This is a genomic window from Erythrobacter sp. QSSC1-22B, from assembly GCF_001678665.1.
GTDB lineage: Bacteria > Pseudomonadota > Alphaproteobacteria > Sphingomonadales > Sphingomonadaceae > Qipengyuania.
In genome coordinates, this window is record NZ_LZRP01000021.1 from 1 (window position 1) to 4680 (window position 4680).

The window sequence follows — 4680 nt, forward strand, 5'->3', positions numbered from 1 at the left end:
GAGTCCGGACCCTAGGGAGACCCATTGATTAAGGCTTCCTATGCTAATAGACTTACGTTGCTTATCTCGCGGCCGACACAACCATGCCCCTCCCATTGGCGAACCCAACCGAGGAATAACTAAAGAGACGTACAGCCCTTCGGTAGATTTCCCCGCTTACGGGAACTTACGCCAATATATACGGATGTTCAATGAAAAACGCTAGGGCTCTCCTAATAATCCCCTACTTTGGTACTTTGGGGCCATGGTTTCCCCTGTATATTCGTTCTCTTTCCCGACAAAGTACACTGGATCTGTTGCTTATTAGCGATGACACCCCAGCGTGGCTTCCCGACAATGCGCGACGTTTGGAAATGTCCTTATCCGATTTCAGGACGTTGGCCCAACAGAAGATTGGTAGCGCAGTCAAGCTTCCTACAGCTAGGCACCTTTGCGACCTTAAGCCAGCTTATGGTCACATTTTTCACGATTATCTAGAAGAGTATGATTACTGGGCTTTTGGCGATGAAGATGTACTCTATGGGGATGTCGACCGACTATTATCTCCATTGCTCGATGGGGCCGTGGATGTCATCTCGCCGGACCAAAGGATGACTGTCGGTCACTTGACCGTGCTGCGGAACAGGAACGAAGTTAACAAGTTGGCACTAGACGACCCAATCTATTTGGATATCCTATCTTCGGGCGAATTTACGGCTTACGACGAGTGCAGTTGGGCAAGAGGCATCCCTGATTTCAGTTCATTTACAAAGGTGGTTCAGGCTGCCGAAGCGCGAGGCGATGTTCGGGTTCGGTGGGGTTTTCCTATTCGCGGAGACATACCTTGGCCCGGTACAGGTATAGTATATAATGGAAAGTCGATTCACACTTTGGCGGGCGAAGAACTGGTATATTTCCATTGGGGCCGCGCTAAAATGCGATGCCGCAGGTTTCCGTCCCTATTTAGATTTCCTGATGCCGAGGAAGCTGAACGTGGTTTCGCTTATGATAGGTTTGGAGTTTATAATCCGGGATCCTTTTTTGGTTGCGAACAAATGCGCACTACGCTGCGAACGTTTAATAATAGCAGAGTTGGTCGGAGCGCTGAGCGAGCTGTCTTAGCGATCGGGCGAGCGATCGCTCGGTTGGAACAACGGACCAGCTAACTCTCTACTTCCCATCAATAGACGCTCAGCCCTCTACGTCGAAATGTAAAACCCTTTTGGACCTCCGACCTGCTCGACGGAAACGAAGGGCTCGCCGATCAGGCTCATGTCCGCTGTTTCGCGAATTCCCGCTCGGATAAAATTGGTGCTGCAGCGCTGCCGTTCACGCTGCTTTGTCGGCTGATCGGAACCCATAATTACAAATTTAGATCTAGCCGGCTGACAAGCTATTATGTTTCCGAGGGTAAGTGCGTTCGATGATCCCGCTGAGCGATGCGACCCACAGACAACCCAAGGTGGCGAGCTCCTGTGGCCCGACGGTCACACGGAATTTTCATTTTGCGCGTGACATTGCATTTGCCAAGCGACCCGCTGCCGACCAAAGAGCATTTTTTGAAGCTTGCTTGCGATTTGAAGGTTCTTCGATGCCGAGTTTGCCACTGCGTTTCGTTGTCCTATGTGACTCTCTGGACATGCCTTTGTGGCAAGCCAACTGCATCAAAGAGGCAGTTGCCTCCGGGGCCGCGATACCTGCTGGAGTGGTTGTGCGAGCGGCCCAGCCGGATCCGCCGAACGATTCAAAGTGGCAGAAGCGATGGAGAAACCGACATCTTGCCCTGTGGCGAGCGTTCAACCGAATATATGTAAACAGATTTTCCAAAGCAACGAAATCAACGGACATGCGTGATTTTTTGTCCGATGTTCCGACGATTGCTGTTCACGCATTGAAGGCTGCAAGACGCCGTGAAGTCTTCGACTCTGAAACAGTCGCATTTATCAGGAATGCAAAACCCGATTTTATATTGCGGTTTGGCTTTGGGATACTCACCGGCGAAGTATTTGATTGTGCAAAATTAGGAGTGTGGTCCTATCATCATGGCGATCCCACAGAGTTCAGGGGTCACCCACCGGGTTTTTGGGAGATCCTAAAAAAATCGCGGGTCGCTGGCGTAGTCTTGCAGGTTCTAAATGATGAATTAGACGGTGGGTGTATACTTCACCGGGGCCATTTTAAGACCAATCTACATTCCTATGTTCGGACTCGTGACGCCCTTTATTTCGGAGCGAGCAGTTGGGTGCGGCGGGTATGCGCTGATATTAATGCCAATGGGTTCCGATTGGCCGAAAACTCAGGGGCAACCCAATTAGGCCCTGTATACAAGGAACCAACCAACCGTGATATGATCAAGTTCTGCTTTGCTTGCGTTAAAGAGTTTGCTGCGTCGCAAAAGACCTACAAGGCCAATCGTCAGAATTGGAACGTCGCGGTCGTCGATGCGCCGATCCATGTTGTTGCGGGTCTTGAGGGCCCTGAGGCGCAGACAGCTGCCCTGTCGCAGGCACATTGGATGCCGAGGGTGAGCGGGACATTTAGAGCCGACCCCTTTGGGTACCCGTTGAACAGATCAGGAGACATTCGAATTCTGTGTGAACTCTATGATTGGCGACGTCACATTGGATCTATCGCTGCGGTCGATTACAACGGCGGCAAGTTCGGTTCTGCTAAGCTTGTACTGGATGCACCCACCCACCTCTCTTATCCATTTGTGCTGCATCACAATGACGACATTTGCTATATTCCGGAGCACTCTGCTGGTAGGGACATATCGGCCTTTCAAGTAGACGAGCAAGGTATTACAACTCATAAGGCGACCTTGTTTCCAAAATCTCAACTGATCGACGCAACGTTCTACGAGTGCGATGATACATTTTGGATGTTCTCGCTCGATGAATCTACGTCAAAAAACACGGATTTGCACATTTACTATTCAAGCTGCCTAGAAGGTCCTTGGAGGGCGCACCCCCTGAATCCGGTTAAATCGGATATTCGAAGTGCACGCCCTGGCGGAACTCCATTCATGCACGGCGGAAAACTCTACCGTCCTGCGCAAGACTGCTCAAAGCACTATGGGAGTTCGACGGTCATTAGTGAAGTCAAGGTGCTATCTAAATTTGACTACGTGGAAGAAGTAGTCGCGCACGTAAATCCTTTGCCGAACGGATTATACCCGTATGGTTTGCATACGGTTTCGGCCGTAGGAAACAAAACTTTAATCGACGGAGCGCGCAAAGTCTCGGTCCTCCGCTCGCACTGAGAGAGGTGCCTTAACTCATTTGTAGAATATGGGCGTTAACTGCGAGCCCTTAGCATTTTTAATCAAAAACTCAATTGCTCCGTGAGCTTCGCCAAATTTGCCGATCATTCCTAGAGCGGCAACCATCAGCCGATTGCCTAGGGAACCACCTGCTTCTTGTTTGTCTACAATCGCATGGCGAAGGACCTGTACCGGGTAAACGGCCAGTGCGAAGAAGCCGGGGGCACCTAAAGTTATGAATCCGGTGAATGACGCTAAAAGAGGTGCGAATGTCCATGTTAGAGCTCGCCTCAAGATTGCTTTACCACCCGGATCGATTGTCAAACCCGATCTGACCAAAGCCTGAGCTATGCCAAAGCCTGCTCGCCGATTACGTGTATAAAACTGCTTCAGCCGAAAAATCTTTGCGTCGTGTAGCGTCATTGCCGCCTCGATCCTCCAGATCCTGAAACCAGCTGCGCGAAGTCTTCCGCAAAGCTCTGGTTCTTCGTGCGCGACTTGCTCATCTGAAAATCCTCCGACTTGAGCGAAGGCATCGCTGCGAATAAGAAAATCTCCGCCAAAAGAGTCTGCGGATCCAACCGGGGTATTCCATTCACGATGGCACATGGCGTTGTATATGGAGGCATTTGGGGACCTCTCCATTCTTCTCCCGCAGACTGCTACTACATCGGCGCGGCTGCCAAGGAACTCCTCTGCGGCTTTAATCCACCCTTCTATTACTTCGCAGTCGCCATCAACAAATTGCACATAGGCGAGATTCGGGCTTATCTCATTAAGCCGTCTAAAGCCGGCGTTGCGAGCTCGAGCCGCCGTAAAGGGGCTACTTAGATCAAGATCAACGACGTCCGCGCCCAACGCCGCAGCCGCTGCAGCACTGCCATCATTTGATCCTGAATCAACATAGACTATCTTCTCGCAGTCCGGACGTAAGGATGCCAAGCACCTTAATAAGCCGTCTCCCTCATTTCGCCCAATTACAACGGCACCTAAAAAATTTCGATTTTTTTTTCCTGCCTGAGCTGCAGACGAGATTCCATCGGTAACATCCATAGAAAGCACCTACGTAGACCTCATCAATTTCGCGCATGCGAAGCCATGCTGCTCGTAATTCCACACAACGCTCATACATGCCTCTGGTTAGCCGTGAACTACGATTCGGGCTACAGCTTGGACTTCCAATCTTTCCCCTCTGTCCTGCTAGCGCCTTCAGGGAGTCTACCAACCTGTCCCTAACTCCGCGGCCTCTCTGACAAATCATCTGAGGCCAGCCCGCAAAAAATTAACACTGGCCCCGCACAGCCAGAAGCCATGGAGGACCGGGGGGCATTCAATTGGGCAAGCGTTAATCTCCACCGCTATCTACTTACCGGTGATGCCGGGACGGGTCGGGACCGGTGTATCCATCCGGTGTGAGCCGCCTTGTTTAGCGCAGGATT

General features: G+C 51.1%; 4 protein-coding genes. 2 read left to right on the forward strand and 2 right to left on the reverse strand.

Annotation, left to right across the window (positions count from 1 at the left end):
• The first annotated feature begins 191 nt into the window (after nt 1-191).
• Entirely contained in the window at nt 192-1145 is a 954-nt protein-coding gene (locus A9995_RS17715; RefSeq protein ID WP_369815870.1) for a DUF6625 family protein, read from the forward strand.
• A 33-nt stretch (nt 1146-1178) separates the two neighbouring features.
• Here A9995_RS17715 and A9995_RS17150 read toward each other — a convergent pair whose 3' ends face one another.
• Nucleotides 1179-1340, reverse strand: a complete 162-nt coding sequence (locus A9995_RS17150; protein ID WP_168157443.1) for a hypothetical protein — start codon at nt 1338-1340, stop codon at nt 1179-1181.
• 62 nt (nt 1341-1402) lie between these two features.
• On the opposite strand from A9995_RS17150, the gene A9995_RS16380 reads away from it, so the two are divergent.
• The gene (locus A9995_RS16380; RefSeq protein WP_082992830.1) at nt 1403-3241 is read left to right on the forward strand and encodes a formyltransferase family protein; all 1839 of its coding nucleotides are present in this window, start codon (nt 1403-1405) and stop codon (nt 3239-3241) included.
• A gap of 15 nt (nt 3242-3256) precedes the next feature.
• Here the strand turns inward: A9995_RS16380 and A9995_RS16385 are convergent, their stop codons facing one another.
• Nucleotides 3257-4294 carry a glycosyltransferase family 2 protein gene (locus tag A9995_RS16385; RefSeq protein WP_082992831.1) on the reverse strand — a complete coding sequence of 346 codons (1038 nt, stop codon included), beginning with the start codon at nt 4292-4294 and terminating at the stop codon, nt 3257-3259.
• Nucleotides 4295-4680 lie beyond the last annotated feature (386 nt).

Coding starts and splice junctions, on each gene's coding strand:
- A9995_RS16380 (WP_082992830.1), top strand. CDS start 1,403: ATGATCCCGCTGAGCGATGCGACCCACAGACAACCCAAGGTGGCGAGC.
- A9995_RS17150 (WP_168157443.1), bottom strand. CDS start 1,340: ATGGGTTCCGATCAGCCGACAAAGCAGCGTGAACGGCAGCGCTGCAGC.
- A9995_RS16385 (WP_082992831.1), bottom strand. CDS start 4,294: ATGGATGTTACCGATGGAATCTCGTCTGCAGCTCAGGCAGGAAAAAAA.
- A9995_RS17715 (WP_369815870.1), top strand. CDS start 192: ATGAAAAACGCTAGGGCTCTCCTAATAATCCCCTACTTTGGTACTTTG.